The following is a 20,304-nucleotide window of genomic DNA, read 5'->3' as shown; positions in this document are numbered from 1 at the left end:
CGCCCATGCCCATCACGCTCCCCTCCAGCCTCCCGGCCTTTGGCATCCTGTCGGACGAAGGCGTCATGGTCATGTCGCGTTCGCGCGCCGCGCGGCAGGATATCCGCCCGCTGCGCATCGGCCTGCTGAACCTGATGCCGAAGAAGATCCAGACCGAAACCCAGTTCGCCCGCCTGATCGGCGCCACGCCGCTGCAGATCGACCTGTCGCTCATCCGCATGACCGAGCATGAGACGAAGAACACCGCCGCCGAACACATGGCCGAGTTCTACCGCCCCTTTCAGGAGGTCAAGCACGAACGCTTCGACGGCCTCATCATCACCGGCGCGCCCATCGAACACCTGCCCTATGATCAGGTCACCTATTGGGACGAACTGACCGAGGTCTTCGAATGGACCCGCACCCATGTGCATCAGACCTTTGGCGTCTGCTGGGGCGGCATGGCGATGCTGTGGCATTTCTACCGCATCCAGAAGCATATGCTGCCGGCCAAGGCCTTTGGCTGTTACCGCCACCGCAACCTTGCCCCGGCCTCGCCCTATCTGCGGGGGTTTTCCGATGACGTGCTGATCCCCGTCAGCCGCTGGACGGAACTGCGCCAACCCGAGGTCGACGCCGTCCCCGCGCTCAAGACCCTGATCGGATCGGACGAGGTCGGCCCCTGCCTGATCGAGGACCCCGCCCACAGGGCGCTGATGATCTTCAACCATTTCGAATATGACAGCACCACGCTGAAGGAAGAATACGACCGCGACGTGGCCGCGGGAAAACCCATCAATGTGCCGCGCAATTACTACCCCGATGACGATCCCGCGAAAACGCCGCTCAATCGCTGGAGAAGCCACGCGCATCTGCTATATGGCAACTGGATAAACGAGATTTACCAGACCACGCCCTATGATCTTGCGCAGATTGGCCAGTAACGCAGTCGGCGCGGCGGCCTTCGCGCTGCTGCTGGCAGGAGGCTGCGCCATGGCCGACGGGACCGATGCCAACAGCCGCGAGGGGCGCGCCCGGCAGGCCACCCCACCCGAAGGCCAGTTCGTCGAGGTCAATGGCCGCCGCGTCCACGCCGTGGTGCGCGGGCAGGGCCCCGATCTGGTGCTGATCCACGGCGCCAGCGGCAATGCGCGCGATTTCACCTTTGATATGGTGGAGGATCTGGCCGACGATTTCCGCGTCATCGCCTTTGACCGCCCCGGCATGGGCTGGTCCGACCGCCAGGAAGAGATAGAGCGCAGCCCCCAGGCGCAGGCCGATGTTCTGCGCAGCGCCGCCGCGCAACTGGGGGTGGAGCGTCCCATCGTGCTGGGCCATTCCTATGGCGGCGCCGTGGCGCTGGGCTGGGCCCTGCGCGATCCGGGCAACACGGCCGCGCTGGTGCTGCTGGCCCCGGCCTCGCACCCCTGGCCGGGCGATCTGGGCTTCTGGTATCGGGTGACGGCCAGCCCGGTGGGGCGCTGGCTGGTCCTGCCGGCGGTGTCGGCCTTTGCCCCGCAAGGACGGGCCGAGGACGTGATCGAACGCATCTTTGCCCCCGATCCGGTGCCCGAAGGCTATACGGACCATGTGGGGCTGGATCTGGCCCTGCGGCGCAGCCAGCTGGCCGTGAACGCCATCCAGGTCAACGCCCTGCGCGTCCATGTCGAAGCGATGGTCGATCACTACCCGCAACTGACCCTGCCGGTCGAAATCCTGCATGGCACGGCTGACACCACCGTGGGAATGTCGATCCATTCCGAACGGCTGGCGGCCGAGGTGCCCGGCGCCAATCTGGTCCGGCTGGAGGGCGTGGGCCACATGCCCCACCACGCGCGCCGCGCGGAAACGCTGGACGCCATCGCCCGCGCAGCCACCCGCACCGGGCTGCGCTAGCCGCACCCCGCGCGCGGGCCTTGCCCCCATGGGGGAAAGTCACTAGACGAAGGGCGCCTTCAACGAACGGAGTTGCCCATGCCCGCGCCTCGCACCCCCGCGCCCCGCAAAGTCGTGCTTGCCTATTCCGGGGGGCTTGATACCTCGATCATCCTGAAGTGGCTGCAGGTGGAATACGGCTGCGAGGTTGTCACCTTCACCGCCGATCTGGGCCAGGGCGAGGAACTGGACCCCGCCCGCAAGAAGGCCGAGCTGCTGGGCATCAAGCCCGACAACATCTATATCGAAGATGTGCGCGAAGAATTCGTCCGCGATTTCGTATTCCCGATGTTCCGCGCCAATGCGGTCTATGAGGGGCTGTATCTGCTGGGCACCTCCATCGCGCGGCCGCTGATCTCGAAGCGTCTGGTCGAAATCGCCGAGGCGACGGGCGCCGATGCCGTCGCCCATGGCGCCACCGGCAAAGGCAATGATCAGGTGCGGTTCGAACTCAGCGCCTATGCGCTCAACCCCGATATCAAGGTGATCGCGCCCTGGCGCGAATGGGACCTGTCCAGCCGCACCCGTCTGATCGAATTCGCCGAGGCCCACCAGATCCCCATCGCCAAGGACAAGCGCGGCGAGGCGCCGTTCAGCGTGGATGCGAACCTGCTGCACACCTCGTCCGAGGGCAAGGTTCTGGAAGACCCGGCCGAGGACGCCCCCGATTACGTCTATCAGCGCACCACCAACCCCGAGGACGCCCCCGAAACCCCCGAATACATCGAAATCGGCTTTGAACGCGGCGATGCCGTCAGCATCAACGGGCAGGCGCTGTCCCCCGCCGCCCTGCTGACCCGGCTCAATGACCTGGGCGGCAAGCATGGCTGCGGGCGGCTGGATCTGGTCGAAGGCCGCTTCGTGGGCATGAAATCGCGCGGGATCTATGAAACGCCGGGCGGCACGCTGCTGCTTGAAGCGCATCGCGGGATCGAACAGATCACGCTGGACCGCGGCGCGGGCCACCTGAAGGACGAGCTGATGCCGCGCTACGCCGAACTCATCTACAACGGCTTCTGGTTCTCGCCCGAGCGTGAGATGCTGCAGGCCGCCATCGACCACAGCCAGCAGCATGTCACCGGCACCGTGCGGCTGAAACTCTACAAGGGGTCGGCCCGCACCGTGGGGCGCTGGTCCGATCACAGCCTCTATTCCGAGGCCCATGTCACCTTCGAGGACGATGCCGGCGCCTATGACCAGAAGGACGCCGAAGGCTTCATCAAACTCAACGCGCTGCGCCTGAAATTGCTGGCCGCGCGCGACCGGCGGTTGAAAACCTGACACACAGGTATTTCATCTTGCCCCAAGAACTCCCGCCGGAGGCGCATTTTGCCACCGGCACCCCGCCCGGAACAAAGGACCCGTCATGGCCAAACCTGTCGTGCTCTGCATCCTCGATGGCTGGGGCCTGTCCGACCGGGCCGAGGGCAACGCCCCCCGCCTGGCCAACACCCCCGCCTATGACCGGATCATGGCCACCTGCCCCCATGCGACCCTGATCACCCATGGCCGCGATGTGGGCCTGCCCAGCGGCCAGATGGGCAATTCCGAGGTCGGTCACACCAATATCGGCGCGGGCCGCGTGGTGCCCATGGACCTGGGCCAGATCGACCTGGCGATCGAGGATGGCAGCTTCGCCGAAATCGAGGCGCTGCAGCAATTCATCGCCAAGCTGCAGGCCTCGGGCGGGACGGCGCATCTGATGGGGCTGGTCTCGGATGGCGGGGTGCACGGCCATATCGCGCATCTGAAAGCCTCCGCCGGGATCATCGCCGCCGCGGGCGTGCCGGTGGCGGTCCACGCCATCACCGACGGGCGCGATGTGGCGCCGAAATCCGCGCAGGGCTTCATGGCCAACCTGCTGGGCGATCTGCCCGCCGGGGTCACAGTGGCCACGGTGATCGGACGCTATTGGGCGCTGGACCGGGACCGCCGCTGGGACCGGGTAGAGAAAGCCTATTACGCCATTGTCCGCGCCCGGGCCGATCACCATGCCCGCGACGGGATCGCCGCCATTGCCGAAGCCTATGCGCGCGGCGAAACCGACGAGTTCATCCAGCCCACGGTGATCGAGGGCTTTGGCGGGGTGCGCGGGGCCGATGGCCTCTTTTGCCTGAACTTCCGCGCCGACCGCGCGCGCGAGATTCTGGCCGCCATGGGCGCGCCCTCGTTCAACGGGTTCGATCGCGGCCACTTGCCGGATTGGGAGGCGCTTCTGGGCATGGTCGAATATTCAGATGCCCATAACGCCTTCATGTCCACGGCCTTTCCCAAGCGGCGCATCAAGAACACGCTGGGCGCCTGGGTCGCGCAGCACGGGCTGCGCCAGTTCCGCCTGGCCGAGACCGAAAAGTATCCCCATGTGACCTTCTTCCTCAACGGTGGCCGCGAAGACCCCGAAGAGGGCGAGGCGCGCCACATGCCTGCCAGCCCCTCGGTGGCGACCTATGACCTGCAACCGGAAATGGCCGCGCCCGAAGTGACCGACACCCTGCTTCAGGCGATCGAGGCGGGCCATGACCTGATCGTGGTCAATTTCGCCAATGCCGACATGGTGGGCCATTCCGGCGATCTGGCCGCCACCATCGCCGCCTGCGAGGCTGTGGACCGGGGCCTGGCCCAGGTGCTGGAGGCATTGGACGCAAAGGGCGGCGCCATGCTGCTGACCGCCGATCACGGCAATGCCGAATGCATGATCGACCCTGAAACCGGCGGCCCGCATACGGCCCATACCACCAATCTGGTGCCCGTGGCCCTGATCGGCGGGCCCGAAGGCGCCACGCTGGCCGATGGCCGTCTGGCCGATGTGGCGCCCACGGTGCTGGCGCTGCTGGGTCTTGATCCCCCGCCCGAGATGACGGGCCAGAGCCTGATCCGCCCATGACCCGCGCGCGCCCGCAAGCCATGCTTCTGGCGCTGTGGGTGCTTCTGGCCGCGGCCCTCCCTGCCCCGGCCGCTCTGGCCAGCCCGGCCGAGGCTGCCCGGCAGGCCGCCGCTGATCTGGCCCGCGCGGTCGAGGCCATGCAGGAGGCCAGCCGCGCCCGCGATCAGGTGGCTGCCCTAACCCGCACCATCCGCGCCTATGAGGAAGGGCTGGACGCCCTGCGCACGGAGCTGCGCGACGCCGCCCTGCGCGAGGCCACCCTGCGCCGCCGCTTCGAGGCCAGCAGCGCCGAGCTGTCACAGCTTCTGGGGGTGCTGATGGCCATTGGCCGCACCCAGGCCGGGATGGATCAGTTCGTCCACCCCGATGGCCCTCTGGGCACGGCCCGCGCGGGTATGCTGCTGGGCGAAATCGCCCCTGCCCTTGCCGGAAATGCCGCACGGGTCGGCGCCGACCTGCAGGAAATCAGCGCCCTGCGCGCCCTGCGCGAAGACGCCCTGTCCCTGTTGCTGGACGGGCTGGACGCGGCCCAGACGGCGCGCGCCGATCTGGGCCGGGCCATTGCCGACCGCGATGCACCGCCGCGCCGCCTGGTGGACGATCCCGAAGCCCTGGCCGCGTTGGCCGCCGCGGGTGAAACCCTGGACGCCTTTGCCCGCGACCTGTCCACCCGCAGCGCCGCGCTGCATGATGCCCCGGGCATCCGGGATTTCCCCCAGGCCCGCGGCGTGCTGCCCATGCCCGCGCGGGGCGTGCTGCTGCGCCGCGCGGGCGAGGCCGATGCCGCCGGGGTCGCCCGCCCCGGTCTGGTGCTGGCCACAGCACCCGGGGCCATTGTCACCGCGCCGTGGTCCGGGACGGTGCGCTATGCCGGGCCGCTGCGCGGCTACGGGAATGTGATCATCCTCGAACCCGCCGAGGGCTATCTGCTGGTTATGGGCGGGCTGGAAATCGTCTATGGTGGCATGGGGGATGTCGTTGACGAAGCTGCCCCGCTGGGGATCATGGGCGGCACGGATATGGCAGCGCCGGCGTCCGGCGCCATCACCCCCCCCGATGGCGCGCGGACACAGTCGCTCTATGTCGAGCTGCGCCGGGATGGCGTGCCGGTTGACCCCGGGCCCTGGTTCGCGTTGACTGCGACAGGGAATTGAATACCCCCGCCCGGCGCCATGCAGCGGGCAGAGACAACGGCTGATCGGCACAGACCGGCGCCCAAGGCAGGAATGGGAGCAAGGATCGCTATGAAGAAGCATGTTCTGGCCGGGATCGGCGGCATCATCGCCGGGGCGATCCTTGCAACGCAGATCGCGGGGCCGCTGGTCGCGCAGGAACAGCAGCGCAACAGTTCGGTCTATCAGCAGCTGGACCTCTTCGGTGATGTGTTCGAACGCATCCGCGCGCAATATGTCGAGGATGTCGCCCCCGAAAAGCTGATCGAGGCGGCGATCAACGGCATGCTGACCTCGCTGGATCCGCATTCCGGCTATCTGCCCCCCGATGATTTCGACGAGATGCGCAGCCAGACCCGTGGCTCCTTCGGCGGGCTGGGGATCGAGGTCACCATGGAGGACGGTTTCGTCCAGGTGATCACCCCTATGGATGGCACCCCCGCCGATGATGCGGGCGTGCAACCGGGCGATCTGATCAGCCATGTGGATGGCGAATCGCTCATGGGGCTGACCTTGGGCCAGGCGGTGGAGCTGATGCGCGGCCCGGTGGGCTCCGAGATCATCATCACCGTGGTGCGCGAGGGCGAGCCCGAGCCCTTCGATCTGTCGATCATCCGTGACACCATCCGCGTGCAGGCCGTGCGCACCCGCACCGAAGGCGATATCGTCATCCTGCGGGTGACCACCTTCAACGAACAGACCTTCCCCAACCTGCGCGACGGTCTGGCCGAGGCGATCGAGGACCTGGGCGGCATGGACAATCTGGGCGGCGTGGTCCTGGACATGCGCAACAATCCCGGCGGGCTCTTGAGCCAGGCGGTGCGGGTGTCGGATGCGTTCCTAGATCAGGGTGAGATCGTGTCCACCCGCGGGCGCGGCTCGGACGGGGGTGAGCGCTACAACGCCCAGTCCGGCGATCTGATCGACGGGGCGCCGATGGTGGTGCTGATCAACAACGGCTCGGCCAGCGCGTCCGAGATCGTCGCCGGGGCCTTGCAGGATCATCGCCGGGCCATCGTCGTGGGCACCCGCAGCTTCGGCAAGGGGTCCGTGCAGACGGTGATGCCGCTGCGCGGCGACGGGGCGATCCGGCTGACGACCTCGCTGTATTACACGCCTTCGGGGCGGTCGATCCAGGCGCTGGGCGTCTCGCCCGATATCGTGGTGGAGCAGCCCCGCCGCAGCCCGGCGGGCGATGAAGAGGCCGAAGCCCCGCCCAGCCGCTCGGAGGCTGATCTGCGCGGGCGTCTGGACAATAACTCGATGTCCGATGAGGAGCGCCGCCAGCTTGAAGATGAGCGCCGCGCCGCCGAGGAAGTCTCGCGCCTGCGGGATGAGGATTACCAGCTTGCCTATGCCCTGGATATCCTGCGCGGCCTGTCCGCCCTGAACGGGCGGCGCTGACCCGCCGCATCAGGACGGGCGCGCAGGACGCACTTGAACCCGGCACGGGGCCGCAGCATGCTGCGGCCCCGTTTGATTGTGACAGAAAAGGCCCGCCCATGTCCGCACCCCCTGACCCCGATGCCATCAAGGCCCTGCCCCTGCGCCCCTGTGTGGGGGTGATGCTGATCGACGACGCCGGGCGGATATTTGCCGCCCAGCGCCGCGATGCCAGCGCGCCCGCATGGCAAATGCCGCAGGGCGGGATCGACCCGGGTGAGGAGCCGCGCGCTGCCGCCCTGCGCGAATTGCATGAGGAAATCGCCGTGGGCCCGGATCTGGTGGAGGTTCTGGCCGAAACCGAAGACTGGCTGAGCTATGACCTGCCGCCCGAGATCGTGCCCAGGGTCTGGGGCGGAGAGTTCCGCGGCCAGACGCAGAAATGGTTCCTGTTGCGCTTTCTGGGGCAGGATTCGCAGATCGACCTGCAAACCGCCGCGCCCGAGTTTTCGGACTGGCGCTGGATGGGATCCGGGGAGCTTCTGGCCGGGATCGTGCCGTTCAAGCGCGACACCTATGCACAGGTGATCGCCGCCTTCCGCCCCTGGCTGGCCGCGTAATCCATACGGGCGGGGGTGCGCCTGTGGGAGCGCCCTCCCCCTTGCGGGCGTCCCACCCGCCCACCCGCGCCCGCACGGGGGAGGGCGCGACACTAACGACACCGCGCGCGCTATGTCACCGCAGGCGGTTGAGGGTCCGGGCCAGGAAATACCGGTCGCCTTCGCTGGCCAGCAGGCGGGCGGCCCTGTCCAGGTCCAGCCAATGGGCGACATGGCCGGGTTCCGTGGCGGGGCCCAGGCGGCGCATCGGCCGGGCCAGGTAGATCACGCACAGCTTTTCCGCCCAGAGCGCGTATTCCGGCATCCAGGTGAAGCGCCGGAACGCCCCCAGCCGCCGCAGGGGCGCGATGCGCCAGCCGGTTTCCTCGAACACCTCACGGTGGAGCGCCGCCAGCGTGCTTTCGCCCGGGTCCACCCCACCGCCGGGCAGTTGAAACTCGCGCGCCGACCCGGGCCCTGGCCGCTCCTGCCGGGTCACCAGCAGCTTGTCCCTGCGCTGCAGCAGCGCATAGACGCCCGGGCGCCGTGTATAGCGGCGGTCGGGGTCAGGGGCGGGGCCAAACCGTCTGATCATCTGCGCATTCCAAACCATCCCTTGGCCATCTGCGGTTCAATCATATATGAGAGCCTGATGCCAAGCCCGAACCCCAAGGATACTTCATGACCCTCGGTGCACAGATCGCCTGGGACGATACCGTCCTGCCCTTTCAGCTTGACCGTTCGGACATCCGTGGACGGGTGGCGCGGCTGGATCAGGTGCTGGACCGGATCCTGTCTCAGCACAGCTATCCGCGCGCCATCGAAGACCTGGTGGCCGAAGCCGCCATGCTCACGGCGCTGATCGGCCAGACCATCAAGCTGCGCTGGAAACTGTCGCTGCAGGTGCGCGGCGACGGGGCGGCGCGGCTGATTGCCACCGATTACTTTGCCCCCGCCAGCGAGGGGGCGCCTGCGCGCATCCGCGCCTATGCCGGGTATGATGCCGAACGTCTGGTCGAAGATGCGCCGGGCTTTGACCAGATCGGGCAGGGGTATTTCGCCATCCTGATCGACCAGGGCCAGGGGACCACCCCCTACCAGGGGATCACCCCCATTGCCGGGCACTCGCTGGCCGATTGCGCCGAGGCCTATTTCGCCCAGTCCGAACAGCTGCCCACCCGCTTTTCGCTGCATTCCAGCACCGAAGCGCGCGTCTGGCGGGGTGGCGGGGTGATGCTGCAGCACATGCCCAAGGCCTCGCCGCTGATGCAGGGGGGCGGCACCGGCGAGGGTGGCCTGCTGCGGCCCGCCGATGTCATGGGCAGCGGCGACGAGGCCGAGAACTGGACCCGTGCCAACCTGCTGCTGGACACGGTCGAGGCGGAGGAGCTGACCGGGCCAAAGGTGCATTCCACCGACCTGCTGGTGCGGCTGTTCCATGAGGAAGCCCCGCGTGTCTTTGACCCGCAGCCGGTCGAATTCGGCTGCACCTGTTCCGAGGCCAAGGTCCGCCAGAGCCTGTCCATCTATTCCGCCCGCGACATTGCCAGCATGACCACTCCCGAAGGCACGGTCACGGCAGATTGCCAGTTCTGCGGCGCGCATTACGTGATGGACCCGGCCTCTTTGGGGTTCGAGGCCGAAACCGGTGGAGATGATGACAGCTGACGCCGATCCGCTGCAGCGGCTGCGCCGGGCGCTGGCCGCCCCGGCGGGACCGTCCAGCGATTTTGACCTCAACCGTGATGGCGGCCCACCGCGGATGCGCAGATTGCGCCCGGCGGCGGTTCTGGTCGGCATCCAGCCCCTGCCCGAAGGGTTGCGGCTGGTGCTGACCAAGCGCGCCTCGCATCTGCGCCATCACCCGGGGCAGATTTCCTTTCCGGGCGGCAAACAGGATGACGATGACCCCGGGATCGAGGCCGCCGCCCTGCGCGAAGCCCGCGAGGAGATCGGCCTGGACCCGGCAGCGGCGCAGGTGCTGGGGCATCTGCCCGGCCATGAGACCGTCACCGGCTTTGCCATTACCCCGGTTCTGGCCCGGATCGACCCGGCCTTCCGCCCCCAGGCCCAGCCCGGCGAGGTCGAGGAAGTGTTTCGCGTGCCGCTGGACCACGTGCTGGACCCCGCGCGATACCGGGTCGAACGGCGCTTGTGGCTGGGGCAGTGGCGCCATTACTATACCGTGCCCTGGGGTCCCTATTACATCTGGGGCGCCACGGCGCGTATCCTGCGCGGACTGGCAGAGCGGGTGAAGGCATGAAGGCAAGCGGCACCTGGCTGAGTGACACGGCAACTCAGGCGGTGCTGGCCATGCTGGCGCAAGGCGGCCATCAGGCGTTCTGCGTCGGTGGCTGTGTGCGCGATGCGCTGATCGGGCGGGGGGTGTCGGATGTGGATATCGCCACCGATGCCCATCCGCAGACGGTGATCGACCTGGCCGCGCGCGCCGGGCTGAAGGCTGTGCCGACGGGCATCGACCATGGCACCATCACGGTGGTCGCCGAAGGGCGCGGGTTCGAGGTCACGACCTTTCGCCGCGATGTCGAAACCTTTGGCCGCCACGCCGTGATCGCCTTTGCCGACCGGCTGGAGGATGACGCTGCCCGGCGGGACTTCACCATGAACGCGCTTTACGCCCGCGCCGATGGCACCGTGGTTGACCCGCTGGGCGGGGGGCTGGCCGATCTGGTGCAGCGCCGGGTGCGCTTTGTCGGCGAGCCCGCCGACCGTATCCGTGAAGATTACCTGCGCATCCTGCGGTTCTTTCGCTTCCAGGCGCATTTCGGCGATCCGCTGCGCCCCATGGACGGCGCCGCATTGGCGGCCTGCGCGGCCCATGCCGGGGGAATGGCGCAGCTTTCGCAGGAAAGGGTGGGCGCCGAGATGCGCAAGCTGCTGGCCGCCCCCGACCCTGCCCCCGCGGTGGAGGGGATGGCACAGACCGGTGTGCTGGGCGTCATCCTGCCCGGGGCAGATCCGTCCGGGCTGCGGTTGATGGTGCATCTGGAAGCGGGGATTGCCCCCGGATGGCTGCGACGACTGGCGGTGCTGGCCCCGCAGGACCCCGAAACCACCCTGCGCCTGACCCGGGCCGAGGCGCGCAATCTGGCCCGGATCCGCGACCATGCCGCCACCGATGCCAGCCTGGCCGCGCTGGGCTACTGGCTGGGGGCCGATCCGGGCGCCGATGCCGCGCTGCTGCGCGCCGCCCGCGCGCGCGAGCTTCTGGCGCCGGGCTGGCAGGATGAAATTGCGCGCGGGGCAGAGCAGCGTTTCCCCCTAAAGGCCCGCGACCTGATGCCGGATTACAACGGCCCCGCCCTGGGCCAACGCCTGCGCGAGCTGGAATGGCGCTGGGTGGCCTCGGATTTCACGCTGACCCGGGCGCAGCTTCTGGCTTGACAGGCGGCGGGATTCGCGGATGATAGGTCAGCATTACAGACCTTTTAACCGGACTCGCCGCCATGCCGCTCGAAACCTTTGCCGCGCTGCTGATGCTGACCTTCGCCGGAACCTGGACGCCGGGGCCCAACAACGCGATGCTGGCGGCCTCGGGGGTGAATTTCGGACTGGCGCGCACCATTCCGCATGTGAATGGCGTCTGGCTGGGCTTTGCCGGGATGGTTTTCGTTGTCGCCATCTTTCTGGGTGAGGCCTTTCAGCAATCGGCCCTGCTGCGCGAAACCCTGCGCTGGGGCGGGGCGGCGCTGCTGCTATGGGTGGCCTGGCAGATTGCAACCAAGGGCGGCCTGCCCTCGGCCGCCGGAGAGGCGAAGCCCTTCACCTTTTGGCAGGCGGCGGCTTTTCAATGGATCAACGCCAAGGCCTGGGTGATGGCGGTGGCGATCTCGGCGCAGTTCGTCCACCCCGAAGCCCCCTGGCTGACCGCCAGTCTGGTGGCGCTGGCCTTTGCGCTGGCGGGGGTGACCTCGTCGCTGGGATGGGCTGCGGCGGGACAGGGGCTGCGCCGGTTCCTTGCCGATCCGGTGCGGCTGCGGGTGTTCAACGCGGTCATGGGCCTGTCGATCGCGCTGGGCGTGGCGCTGATGGTCATGGACGGCCCGGTTGGCCAGCCCTGAGCGGCGCACGCCCGGCATTTCCAACGCATCGCGTCTTGCGCTAGGTTGGTGTGGCGGCAGAAGGGCGAGGGCGAGATCATGCGGGCGATTCTGATATGCCTACTGCTGCTGTTACCGGGCTGCGTCGGCGCCAATGTGGACCGCTCCCCCCGCCCCGAAGCGCGTCCGGAAGCAGGCCCCGAGGCCACGCGGGCGGCCAGTTTCGACGGCTGGGTGGCCGCTTTCCGTCCACGCGCGCTGGCCGCCGGGGTGCAGGCGCCGGTCTTTGACCGGGCCATGGCCGATGTGCGCCCGCTGCCCGCCACGCTGCGGCTGGACCGGGCGCAGTCCGAATTCGGCACCCATGTCTGGGATTATCTGGATGCGCAGGTGACCGCAGCGCGCATCAGCCGGGGGCGGCAGTTGCTGGCCAGCCACGACGACCTTCTGGGCCGCATCACCGCGCGCTACGGGGTCGAACCCGAGGTCCTGGTCGCCATCTGGGGGCTTGAGACCTCTTACGGGGCGGTGCGCGGCTCCACGCCGATCCTGAGCACCCTGGCCACGCTGGCCCGCGACGGCCGCCGCGCGGCGTTCTTCGAACAGGAGCTGATTGCCGCGCTGAAGATCGTTCAGGCGGGCGAGGTGACGCCCGCGCGCATGATCGGCTCCTGGGCGGGCGCCATGGGGCACACGCAGTTCATGCCATCGAGCTATCTGGACCATGCGGTGGATTTCACCGGCAACGGGCGGCGTGATGTCTGGTCGGACAACCCGGCGGATGCGCTGGCCTCGGCGGCGCATTACCTTTCGGCCAATGGCTGGCAGCGCGGCCAGCCCTGGGCGGTCGAGGTGCGCCTGCCGCAGGGTTTCGACCTGGGGCTGACCGGCACCCGCCGCGGGGTGGATGCCTGGCGCGCGCTGGGGGTGGCGGCGGTGGCCGGGGCGCAACTGCCTGCGCAGGGAACGGCCAAGCTGATGCTGCCCGCAGGGCGGCATGGCCCGGCGCTGCTGACCTTCGGCAATTACGATGTGCTCAAGACCTACAATATCTCGGACGCTTATGTGATTGCGCTGGGGCATCTGGCGGACCGCCTGCGCGGGGCGGGGCCGTTTGCCAGCGGCTGGCCCCGGGGGGACCGCGCGCTGAACCTGAATGAACGGATGGAGTTGCAGCGGCGGCTGAACGCGCAGGGCTTCGACACCGCCGGGATCGACGGGCGGCTGGGCCCCGCCACCCGCGCCGCCGTCCGCGCCTGGCAGGCGCGGCAGGGTCTGGTGCCCGATGGCTATATCTCGGTGCAGGTGCTGGAGGCATTGCGGGGGCAATAGTGACGGCGCGCACCGGAAAAAGAGCGGTTGCGGTGCCCCGGCCCCATGGTGTAAATGATATAATATAACATTACACACGGAGCCCACCATGACCGACACCCGCCTTCCCGTCACCGTGCTCTCGGGCTTTCTGGGCGCGGGCAAGACGACGCTGCTGAACCATGTGCTCAACAACCGCGAAGGCCGCCGCGTGGCCGTGATCGTCAATGACATGTCCGAGGTCAACATCGACGCCGATCTGGTGGAAGCGGGCGTGGACCTGCGCCGGGGCGAGGAGAAGCTGGTGGAAATGTCCAATGGCTGCATCTGCTGCACCCTGCGCGATGACCTGCTGCAAGAGGTCCGCTGCCTGGCCACCGAAGGGCGCTTCGACTACCTGCTGATCGAATCGACCGGGATATCCGAGCCGCTCCCCGTGGCCGCCAGCTTCGAGTTCCGGGACGAGGGGGGCGACAGCCTCGCCGATGTCTCACGGCTGGATACGATGGTCACAGTGGTCGATGCGATCAACCTGCTCGAGGATTTCTCCAGCCATGATTTCCTGTCCGACCGGGGCGAGACGCTGGGCGAGGAGGACGAGCGCACCCTGGTCAACCTGCTGACCGAGCAGATCGAATTCGCCGACGTGGTGGTGCTGAACAAGGTGACCGACGCCGGGCCAGAACGCGCGGACGCGGCGCGCAAGATCATCAAGGCGTTGAACCCCGATGCCCGGCTGATCGAAACCGACCAGTCGCAGGTCGCGAGCGATCTGATCTTCGACACGGGGCTGTTCGATTTCGACAAGGCACACGAGCATCCGCTCTGGGCGAAGGAGCTTTACGGCTTCGCCGATCACATTCCCGAGACCGAGGAATACGGGATTTCCAGCTTCGTCTATCGCGCGCGGCGCCCCTTTGACCCGCAGAAGGTGCATGATGTGCTCAACGGCGATCTGCCGGGGGTGATCCGCGCCAAGGGGCATTTCTGGCTGGCCACGCGCCCCAATTGGGTGGCCGAGTTCAGCCTGGCCGGGGCGGTGTCCTCTGTCACGCCGCTGGGGGGCTGGTGGGCTGCGGTCCCGCGCGACCGCTGGCCGAACCACGCCGAAGCCCTGTCCCGCATGCAGGAAAACTGGGTGGAACCCTGGGGCGACCGGCGGCAGGAACTGGTGTTCATCGGCGCGGGCATGGATATTGCGGCGATCCGCGCGCAGTTGGATGCCTGCCTGATCGGCGAGGATTTCACCCCCGCCGCCTGGGCCGATCTGCCGGACCCGTTCCCGCGCTGGGGCGCGCGCAAGGCCGCCTGACATGCGCAATGTGGCGACGGGATTGAAGCGCTCGGCCATGTCCATGCGCCGGTTTGACCGCCTGCCGCCCGAGTTGCGGCGCTGGCTGCACGATGCCGCCCTGCCCTGGAGCGCAGCATCAGCGCAAAAGCTGTGGGCCCGCGCGCTGCGCCGGGCTGGCGGGGATGCGGCGGCGGCGCAGGAGCTGCTGGACCGGGCGCAGGCGCGGGCCCTGGCCCGCGATGCCCGCGACATCTGGGGGCCGGGCCACCCCGCCGCCCGGATCAGCGCAGACGGAAATCCGCCGAATCGCCCTGGCCCTGGTCCGAGATGAAACGCAGCGTATCGCCGTCGCGCAGCACCAGCTGGCAGTTGTCCGGGTCGCCGCCACTGCCCCATTCCAGGGTGCGGCAGAAGTAACGCCCTTGCCAGCCCCAGTCGCCGGTCACCTGGCGGCCAAAGCCCCTGCCCGATATGGTGCCGTCATCATGCACCTGCAAACGCACGGCAAAGCGGCGCAATTCGCGCCCCTGCACCAGGGCGCGGAATTCGTTTTCATTGTTGACCACAGCGAAATCCGCCTGCGCGGGCTGAGCTGCGCCCATGCCCAGGGTCAGCGCGCTGGCCGCTGCCAGGATGGTGAAAATGCGCCTCATCGTGACCTCCTTGCGGTATGCTCCAACGGGATACGCAAGGCGGCAGGGATCGGATGCAGATCGGCGCGGGCTTGGCGGAAATCCGCCGTTACAGGCCCAGAACTGCGGCCATGGAATACTCTCCCGGTGGCTGGCCCTGGGCCCAGATGGCGGCGCGCAGGGCGCCACGGGCAAAGACGCTGCGATCGCTGGCCACATGGCGCAGGGTGATGCGTTCCCCGGTGCCGGCAAAGATCACATCATGTTCGCCGATGATGTCACCGCCGCGGATGGCGTGAAAGCCGATGGCGCCGGCCTGGCGCGCGCCGGTGATCCCGTCACGCCCACGCTCGGACACATCGGCCAGCCGCTGGCCGCGCCCTTCGGCGGCAGCCTCTCCCAGCATCAGCGCGGTGCCGGACGGCGCATCGACCTTGTGGCGGTGATGGGCCTCGACGATCTCGATGTCATACTCCATGCCCAGTGCGCGCGCGACCTGCGCCGTCAGTTGCACCAGCAGGTTGACGCCCAGGCTCATGTTGCCCGCGCGCACGATCACGCCACGCTCGGCCGCGCGGGCGATGGCCTGCAGGTCGGCATCGGAAAACCCGGTGGTGCCGATCACATGCGCCACCCCCATGGCGGCGGCCTGTTCGGCCAGGGCCACGCTGACGCCGGGGGCGGTGAAGTCGATCACGGCATCGGACTGTTCCAGCGCCTGCGCCACCGAATCGGTTACCCGCAGCCCCAGCGCCGCACCGCCTGCCGCCACACCCAGATCCTGGCCGACCCAGCCGTGGCCGGGACGCTCCACCGCCGCGCCCAGCACCGCCAGGTCGCTTTCGCCGACCAGCTGCACCAGCATCTGCCCCATGCGCCCCGAAGCGCCCATTACCGCAATCCGCACCATGGTCCTGCTGCCCCCTGACCGTTTCCGCGCTCCCCTTAACGCCCCTTGAGCTCGTTGGCAAAGCCCAAGGGTGGTGCGGGAAAGGGCGCGCGCCATTGCACAGGGCCCCGCGCTGGCCTAGATAACAGCAATGAGCATCAGACGACATAACGCGGCCAAGGGGCCATCGCAGCGCCAGCTCAGGGTGGCCGAGCTGATTCGGCGCACGCTTTCCGATGTGCTCAACCGTGCCGATGTGCATGACCCCGAACTCAACCGCATGTCCATCACCGTGAGCGAGGTGCGCACCTCACCCGATCTGAAGCTGGCCACGGTATTTGTCATGCCGCTGGGGGGCGACAACCAGGAGGCCGCGCTCAAGGCTCTGGCGCGCAACCGGCCCGCGCTGCGCCGCGCCGTGGGCAAGGAGCTGACGCTGAAATTTGCCCCCGACCTGCGCTTCCGGCTGGACGAGACCTTCGACCGCATGGATGACACGCGCCGCATCTTTGCCGACGCCCGCGTGCAGCGCGATGTGGCCGCAGCCGATGAGGACGGGAGCATCGGGGGCGATGAGGACCGCTAGGACCGCGGCCTGGGCCGCGGCGCTGACGGCGCTGGCCAGTGGCGCCGGGGCCGAACCTTGCGAGAACCGCAGCCAGGATGGCCAGCGCTACACCGTATGCACGGTTCACGCAGGCGATGATCTGCGCCTGTTCCTGACCGGTCCGACCGGCGAAACCCTGGGAAGCTTCAGCCGGATCGACGACATGCTGGCCGCCGAAGGCGCGCGGCTGGGCTTTGCCATGAACGCAGGCATGTATCACCCTGACCGCCGCCCCGTTGGCCTCTATGTCGAAGGCGGCGAGGAACGCGCCGGCATCGTCACCCGTGAAGGGCCGGGGAACTTCGGCATGTTGCCCAATGGCGTCTTCTGTGTGCTGCAGGACCGCTTTGCCGTGATCGAAAGCCGCAGCTTCGCCGAGCAGGCGCCGCCATGCCAGCACGCGACCCAATCCGGCCCGATGCTGGTGATCGACGGCGCGCTGCATCCGCGGTTTCTGGAAGGGTCCGAGTCATTGCGCGTGCGCAACGGGGTTGGCGTCAGCGCGGGTGGCGGCACCGCCTGGTTCGTGGTTTCGGGCGGGCAGGTGAATTTCCATGACTTCGCGGTATTCTTCCGCGATGTGCTGGGGGCACCGCAGGCGCTCTATCTTGATGGCAATGTCTCGCGCCTGCATGCGCCGGGGCTGGGGCGGTCGGACTGGGGCCTGCCAATGGGCCCGGTGGTGGGGCTGGTTGTGGATATTGACGCCACACCCGGCACCGAGTAGCACCCGCCGCCACGGCAACAGATCGGAGGCAGGGATTTGGGACGCAAGCGCAAGGGGCGTGACATTTCCGGCTGGGTGGTGGTGGACAAGCCCGCGGGCGTGACCTCGACCGCCGTGGTCAACAAGCTGCGCTGGGCGCTGGAGGCGAAGAAGGCCGGTCATGCGGGCACGCTGGACCCGGCCGCAACCGGCGTGCTGGCCGTGGCGCTGGGCGAGGCCACCAAGACCATCCCCCATGTGACCGAGGCGCTGAAATGCTATCGCTTCACCGTGCGGCTGGGCCAGGCGACCACCACCGATGACGCCGAGGGCAGCGTGATCGCCGAAAGCGACGCGCGCCCCGCAGATGATGCGATCGCCGCTGCGCTGGCGCCGTTTCGCGGCGAGATCATGCAGGTCCCGCCACAGTTTTCCGCCGTCAAGGTCGAGGGCGAGCGCGCCTATGACATCGCGCGGGCAGGCGATGAGATGGAGCTGGCCGCCCGCCCGCTGTGGGTCGAAAGCCTGGAGATGGTCGCGCGCCCCGATGCCGACCATGTTGAGCTGGAGATGGTCTGCGGCAAGGGTGGCTATGTGCGGTCGGTGGCGCGGGATCTGGGGGCGGCGCTGGGCTGTCACGGGCATGTGACCGTGCTGCGCCGGGTCTGGTCCGGGCCGTTCGAGGCCGAGGACGGCATCAGCTTCGCGCAGATTGAGGAGCTGGCCCGCACCCCGGCGCTGGATGCCCATGTGCAGCCCCTGGAGGTTGCCCTGGCCGACCTGCCGGAACTGCCCGCCACGCCCGAGGGGGCGGCGCGGTTGCGTAACGGCAATCCGGGCATGGTGCTGGCCTCGGACGTGGACTATGGCGCCGAGGCCTGGGCCAGCATCGATGGCCGCGCGGTGGCGCTGGGGGTCTACAGGGCGGGCGAGTTGCACCCGACGCGGGTTTTCGTGCAGGCGGCGCGCTGAGTGCAGGCGGCGCAAGGGGGGCGCTGCCCCCCTCGGCCTGGCGGCCTCACCCCCCGGAGTATTTCTCGCAAGAAAATGGAGCCTGGTGGCGCGTGCTCAGGTCTTGAGCGCTTTTGTGGGGGAGAGCACGTCGATGCCCAGCGCCTTGCCCACCGCGTAATAGGTCAGGTGCCCGGCGTGGGTGTTGAGCCCGTCCAGCAGATGGGGGTCATCTTCGCAGGCCTGCCGCCAGCCCTTGTTGGCCAAGGCCAGCATGAAGGGCATGGTGGCATTGCCCAGCGCGATGGTGGAGCTGCGCGGCACCGCGCCGGGCATGTTGGCGACGCAGTAATGCATCACGCCGTCGACCTCATAGATCGGGTCCTGGTGGGTGGTGGCCCGCGAGGTCTCGAAACACCCGCCCTGGTCGATGGCGACATCCACCAGCACGGCGCCGGGCGCCATCTGGCCCAGTTGCGCGCGGGTGATCAGCTTCGGCGCCGCCGCGCCGGGGATCAGCACCGCGCCCACGATCATGTCGGCGCGCTCCAGCAGCCCTTCGACCGCCGCCGCATCGGAAAATTGCGTGGTCAGCCGCCCCATGAAGATGTCATCCAGATAGGACATGCGCGCGATGGAGCGGTCCAGCACGGTCACATTCGCGCCCATGCCCACGGCCACGCGGGCGGCGGCGGTGCCCACCACGCCGCCCCCGACGATCACCACATTCGCCGGGCGCACCCCGGGCACGCCGCCCATCAGCACGCCGCGCCCGCCATTGGCCTTTTGCAGGGTCCAGGCGCCCATTTGCGGGGCGAGGCGGCCGGCGACCTCGGACATCGGCGCCAGCAGGGGCAGGCCGCCAGTGCGGTCGGTGACAGTTTCATAGGCGATGGCGGTGACGCCGCTTTCCAGCAGATCGCGGGTCTGATCCGGGTCGGGCGCCAGGTGGAGATAAGTGAAGAGCACCTGCCCCTCGCGCAGCTGCTTGCGCTCGGTGGCCTGGGGCTCCTTCACCTTGACCACCATCTCGGCGGTGGCAAAGATCTCCGCGGCGCTGTCCACGATCTGCGCGCCGGCGGCCGTATAGTCGTCATCGGTGAAGCCCGCGCCCTCGCCGGCGGCGGTCTCCACGATCACCTTGTGCCCGGCGCTCACGGCCTCACGCGCGGCATTCGGCGTCAGACCGACCCGGAACTCCTGCGGTTTGATTTCCCTTGGGCATCCGATAAGCATGGTGTCCCTCCCTGTTGGAGCCGCACGATTGCACGGTTCGCACCGAATGTGCTTGATTCCCGGCCCTGTTCCGTGATCCTACATTCGAAGAAACTGCGCCGGTTACCGGTAATTTTGAAAGGAAAGTGCGCTGCGATGCAGCTAGACGCAACTGATCGGCGAATTCTGGCGGTTCTTCAGCGTGAGGGGCGCATTTCGAATGCGGATCTGTCCGAACGGGTGAATCTCTCGCCTTCGGCATGCCATCGGCGGGTGCACCGGCTGGAGGCATCGGGGATGATCTCCGGCTATGTGGCGCTGCTGGACCGCCGCCGCATGGGCAAGCCCACCACCGTGTTCGTGGAGATCACGCTTCAGGGCCAGAGCGACGAGTTGCTGGATGCGTTCGAGCGCGAGGTCGCCCGGGTGCCCGATATCCAGGAATGCCATCTCATGGCAGGAAATGCCGATTACCTGCTGAAGATCCTCGCCGCCGATACCGAGGACTTCGCCCGCATCCACCGCCGCTACCTGTCGCGTCTGCCCGGTGTGGCGCAGATGCATTCGTCCTTTGCGCTGCGCACGGTGGTGCAGACAACCGCCGTGGATGTCTGAGAGTCCGATTCATAATGGTCTGAATGATTTCAGGTTCTTGCGATGAGGCGGGTGAGGCGACGGATGTGGGC

Annotated in this window: 22 protein-coding genes; 18 read left to right on the top strand and 4 right to left on the bottom strand. The window is 68.1% G+C overall.

What is annotated here, in order from left to right; all coding sequences use genetic code 11:
• The first annotated feature begins 5 nt into the window (after window positions 1-5).
• The 7 genes from metA to HUK65_RS07055 all read left to right on the top strand — a co-directional run bounded on the left by metA (window position 6) and on the right by HUK65_RS07055 (window position 7,973).
• Complete coding sequence (gene metA, locus HUK65_RS07085; protein ID WP_179905457.1) at window positions 6-923, top strand: homoserine O-acetyltransferase MetA; 918 nt, start codon at window positions 6-8, stop codon at window positions 921-923.
• A gap of 49 nt (window positions 924-972) precedes the next feature.
• On the top strand, window positions 973-1,875 hold the full coding sequence (locus HUK65_RS07080) for an alpha/beta fold hydrolase (protein ID WP_179905456.1): 903 nt from the start codon (window positions 973-975) through the stop codon (window positions 1,873-1,875).
• A 78-nt stretch (window positions 1,876-1,953) separates the two neighbouring features.
• Window positions 1,954-3,195, top strand: a complete 1,242-nt coding sequence (locus HUK65_RS07075; RefSeq protein WP_179905455.1) for an argininosuccinate synthase — start codon at window positions 1,954-1,956, stop codon at window positions 3,193-3,195.
• Between the two features lie 85 nt (window positions 3,196-3,280).
• Window positions 3,281-4,798 carry a 2,3-bisphosphoglycerate-independent phosphoglycerate mutase gene (gene gpmI, locus HUK65_RS07070; RefSeq protein WP_179905454.1) on the top strand — a complete coding sequence of 506 codons (1,518 nt, stop codon included), beginning with the start codon at window positions 3,281-3,283 and terminating at the stop codon, window positions 4,796-4,798.
• On the top strand, window positions 4,795-5,952 hold the full coding sequence (locus tag HUK65_RS07065) for a murein hydrolase activator EnvC family protein (protein ID WP_235441815.1): 1,158 nt from the start codon (window positions 4,795-4,797) through the stop codon (window positions 5,950-5,952). Before gpmI ends, HUK65_RS07065 begins: the two co-directional genes overlap by 4 nt.
• Window positions 5,953-6,042: 90 nt before the next feature.
• A complete protein-coding gene (locus HUK65_RS07060; protein WP_179905453.1) occupies window positions 6,043-7,374 on the top strand; it encodes a S41 family peptidase in 1,332 nt (443 codons plus the stop codon).
• Between the two features lie 98 nt (window positions 7,375-7,472).
• Window positions 7,473-7,973, top strand: a complete 501-nt coding sequence (locus HUK65_RS07055; protein WP_179905452.1) for an RNA pyrophosphohydrolase — start codon at window positions 7,473-7,475, stop codon at window positions 7,971-7,973.
• A gap of 115 nt (window positions 7,974-8,088) precedes the next feature.
• Here HUK65_RS07055 and HUK65_RS07050 read toward each other — a convergent pair whose 3' ends face one another.
• A complete protein-coding gene (locus HUK65_RS07050; protein ID WP_179905451.1) occupies window positions 8,089-8,547 on the bottom strand; it encodes an NUDIX hydrolase in 459 nt (152 codons plus the stop codon).
• Window positions 8,548-8,633: 86 nt separating this feature from the next.
• On the opposite strand from HUK65_RS07050, the gene hslO reads away from it, so the two are divergent.
• The 7 genes from hslO to HUK65_RS07015 all read left to right on the top strand — a co-directional run bounded on the left by hslO (window position 8,634) and on the right by HUK65_RS07015 (window position 14,949).
• The gene (gene hslO / locus HUK65_RS07045; protein ID WP_179905450.1) at window positions 8,634-9,620 is read left to right on the top strand and encodes an Hsp33 family molecular chaperone HslO; all 987 of its coding nucleotides are present in this window, start codon (window positions 8,634-8,636) and stop codon (window positions 9,618-9,620) included.
• Window positions 9,610-10,215, top strand: a complete 606-nt coding sequence (locus tag HUK65_RS07040) for a CoA pyrophosphatase (RefSeq protein WP_179905449.1) — start codon at window positions 9,610-9,612, stop codon at window positions 10,213-10,215. The genes hslO and HUK65_RS07040 overlap by 11 nt, the downstream gene beginning before the upstream one ends.
• Window positions 10,212-11,357, top strand: coding sequence for a CCA tRNA nucleotidyltransferase (locus tag HUK65_RS07035; RefSeq protein ID WP_179905448.1), 1,146 nt, complete (start codon window positions 10,212-10,214; stop codon window positions 11,355-11,357). The genes HUK65_RS07040 and HUK65_RS07035 overlap by 4 nt, the downstream gene beginning before the upstream one ends.
• 62 nt (window positions 11,358-11,419) lie before the next feature.
• The gene (locus HUK65_RS07030; RefSeq protein ID WP_179905447.1) at window positions 11,420-12,034 is read left to right on the top strand and encodes a LysE family translocator; all 615 of its coding nucleotides are present in this window, start codon (window positions 11,420-11,422) and stop codon (window positions 12,032-12,034) included.
• Between the two features lie 78 nt (window positions 12,035-12,112).
• Entirely contained in the window at window positions 12,113-13,345 is a 1,233-nt protein-coding gene (locus HUK65_RS07025; RefSeq protein WP_179905446.1) for a lytic murein transglycosylase, read from the top strand.
• Between the two features lie 88 nt (window positions 13,346-13,433).
• Window positions 13,434-14,636 (top strand): GTP-binding protein, encoded by a 1,203-nt coding sequence (locus HUK65_RS07020; protein WP_179905445.1) that lies wholly within the window; start codon window positions 13,434-13,436, stop codon window positions 14,634-14,636.
• 1 nt (window position 14,637) lies between these two features.
• Window positions 14,638-14,949, top strand: a complete 312-nt coding sequence (locus HUK65_RS07015; protein WP_179905444.1) for a DUF6525 family protein — start codon at window positions 14,638-14,640, stop codon at window positions 14,947-14,949.
• Here the strand turns inward: HUK65_RS07015 and HUK65_RS07010 are convergent.
• Together HUK65_RS07010 and dapB are read right to left on the bottom strand one after the other, a co-directional pair.
• The gene (locus HUK65_RS07010) at window positions 14,900-15,271 is read right to left on the bottom strand and encodes a dihydrodipicolinate reductase (RefSeq protein ID WP_235441814.1); all 372 of its coding nucleotides are present in this window, start codon (window positions 15,269-15,271) and stop codon (window positions 14,900-14,902) included. The genes HUK65_RS07015 and HUK65_RS07010 overlap by 50 nt on opposite strands.
• Window positions 15,272-15,359: 88 nt before the next feature.
• Window positions 15,360-16,160 carry a 4-hydroxy-tetrahydrodipicolinate reductase gene (gene dapB / locus HUK65_RS07005; protein ID WP_179905443.1) on the bottom strand — a complete coding sequence of 267 codons (801 nt, stop codon included), beginning with the start codon at window positions 16,158-16,160 and terminating at the stop codon, window positions 15,360-15,362.
• Between the two features lie 130 nt (window positions 16,161-16,290).
• Here dapB and rbfA point away from each other — a divergent pair, with 130 nt between their 5' ends.
• The 3 genes from rbfA to truB are packed head-to-tail and all read left to right on the top strand — an operon-like array spanning window position 16,291 to window position 18,424.
• Entirely contained in the window at window positions 16,291-16,725 is a 435-nt protein-coding gene (rbfA, locus tag HUK65_RS07000; RefSeq protein WP_179905442.1) for a 30S ribosome-binding factor RbfA, read from the top strand.
• On the top strand, window positions 16,712-17,473 hold the full coding sequence (locus HUK65_RS06995; protein ID WP_179905441.1) for a phosphodiester glycosidase family protein: 762 nt from the start codon (window positions 16,712-16,714) through the stop codon (window positions 17,471-17,473). Before rbfA ends, HUK65_RS06995 begins: the two co-directional genes overlap by 14 nt.
• 36 nt (window positions 17,474-17,509) lie before the next feature.
• Window positions 17,510-18,424 carry a tRNA pseudouridine(55) synthase TruB gene (gene truB / locus HUK65_RS06990; RefSeq protein WP_179905440.1) on the top strand — a complete coding sequence of 305 codons (915 nt, stop codon included), beginning with the start codon at window positions 17,510-17,512 and terminating at the stop codon, window positions 18,422-18,424.
• 96 nt (window positions 18,425-18,520) lie between these two features.
• On the opposite strand, the gene ald is transcribed toward truB, so the two are convergent.
• Window positions 18,521-19,639 (bottom strand): alanine dehydrogenase, encoded by a 1,119-nt coding sequence (ald, locus tag HUK65_RS06985; protein WP_179905439.1) that lies wholly within the window; start codon window positions 19,637-19,639, stop codon window positions 18,521-18,523.
• A 135-nt stretch (window positions 19,640-19,774) separates the two neighbouring features.
• Between ald and HUK65_RS06980 the strand changes: the two genes are divergently transcribed.
• On the top strand, window positions 19,775-20,233 hold the full coding sequence (locus tag HUK65_RS06980) for an Lrp/AsnC family transcriptional regulator (protein WP_179905438.1): 459 nt from the start codon (window positions 19,775-19,777) through the stop codon (window positions 20,231-20,233).
• Window positions 20,234-20,304: the final 71 nt, after the last annotated feature.

The organism is Rhabdonatronobacter sediminivivens (assembly GCF_013415485.1).
GTDB lineage: Bacteria > Pseudomonadota > Alphaproteobacteria > Rhodobacterales > Rhodobacteraceae > Rhabdonatronobacter > Rhabdonatronobacter sediminivivens.
This window is presented reverse-complemented; position numbering and strand designations above follow the sequence as displayed.

What these genes read in the sequence shown, in the direction of transcription:
- metA (WP_179905457.1), top strand. Translation starts at nt 6, where the DNA reads ATGCCCATCACGCTCCCCTCCAGCCTCCCGGCCTTTGGCATCCTGTCG.
- HUK65_RS07080 (WP_179905456.1), top strand. Translation starts at nt 973, where the DNA reads ATGGCCGACGGGACCGATGCCAACAGCCGCGAGGGGCGCGCCCGGCAG.
- HUK65_RS07075 (WP_179905455.1), top strand. Translation starts at nt 1,954, where the DNA reads ATGCCCGCGCCTCGCACCCCCGCGCCCCGCAAAGTCGTGCTTGCCTAT.
- gpmI (WP_179905454.1), top strand. Translation starts at nt 3,281, where the DNA reads ATGGCCAAACCTGTCGTGCTCTGCATCCTCGATGGCTGGGGCCTGTCC.
- HUK65_RS07065 (WP_235441815.1), top strand. Translation starts at nt 4,795, where the DNA reads ATGACCCGCGCGCGCCCGCAAGCCATGCTTCTGGCGCTGTGGGTGCTT.
- HUK65_RS07060 (WP_179905453.1), top strand. Translation starts at nt 6,043, where the DNA reads ATGAAGAAGCATGTTCTGGCCGGGATCGGCGGCATCATCGCCGGGGCG.
- HUK65_RS07055 (WP_179905452.1), top strand. Translation starts at nt 7,473, where the DNA reads ATGTCCGCACCCCCTGACCCCGATGCCATCAAGGCCCTGCCCCTGCGC.
- HUK65_RS07050 (WP_179905451.1), bottom strand. Translation starts at nt 8,547, where the DNA reads ATGATCAGACGGTTTGGCCCCGCCCCTGACCCCGACCGCCGCTATACA.
- hslO (WP_179905450.1), top strand. Translation starts at nt 8,634, where the DNA reads ATGACCCTCGGTGCACAGATCGCCTGGGACGATACCGTCCTGCCCTTT.
- HUK65_RS07040 (WP_179905449.1), top strand. Translation starts at nt 9,610, where the DNA reads ATGACAGCTGACGCCGATCCGCTGCAGCGGCTGCGCCGGGCGCTGGCC.
- HUK65_RS07035 (WP_179905448.1), top strand. Translation starts at nt 10,212, where the DNA reads ATGAAGGCAAGCGGCACCTGGCTGAGTGACACGGCAACTCAGGCGGTG.
- HUK65_RS07030 (WP_179905447.1), top strand. Translation starts at nt 11,420, where the DNA reads ATGCCGCTCGAAACCTTTGCCGCGCTGCTGATGCTGACCTTCGCCGGA.
- HUK65_RS07025 (WP_179905446.1), top strand. Translation starts at nt 12,113, where the DNA reads ATGCGGGCGATTCTGATATGCCTACTGCTGCTGTTACCGGGCTGCGTC.
- HUK65_RS07020 (WP_179905445.1), top strand. Translation starts at nt 13,434, where the DNA reads ATGACCGACACCCGCCTTCCCGTCACCGTGCTCTCGGGCTTTCTGGGC.
- HUK65_RS07015 (WP_179905444.1), top strand. Translation starts at nt 14,638, where the DNA reads ATGCGCAATGTGGCGACGGGATTGAAGCGCTCGGCCATGTCCATGCGC.
- HUK65_RS07010 (WP_235441814.1), bottom strand. Translation starts at nt 15,271, where the DNA reads ATGAGGCGCATTTTCACCATCCTGGCAGCGGCCAGCGCGCTGACCCTG.
- dapB (WP_179905443.1), bottom strand. Translation starts at nt 16,160, where the DNA reads ATGGTGCGGATTGCGGTAATGGGCGCTTCGGGGCGCATGGGGCAGATG.
- rbfA (WP_179905442.1), top strand. Translation starts at nt 16,291, where the DNA reads ATGAGCATCAGACGACATAACGCGGCCAAGGGGCCATCGCAGCGCCAG.
- HUK65_RS06995 (WP_179905441.1), top strand. Translation starts at nt 16,712, where the DNA reads ATGAGGACCGCTAGGACCGCGGCCTGGGCCGCGGCGCTGACGGCGCTG.
- ald (WP_179905439.1), bottom strand. Translation starts at nt 19,639, where the DNA reads ATGCTTATCGGATGCCCAAGGGAAATCAAACCGCAGGAGTTCCGGGTC.
- HUK65_RS06980 (WP_179905438.1), top strand. Translation starts at nt 19,775, where the DNA reads ATGCAGCTAGACGCAACTGATCGGCGAATTCTGGCGGTTCTTCAGCGT.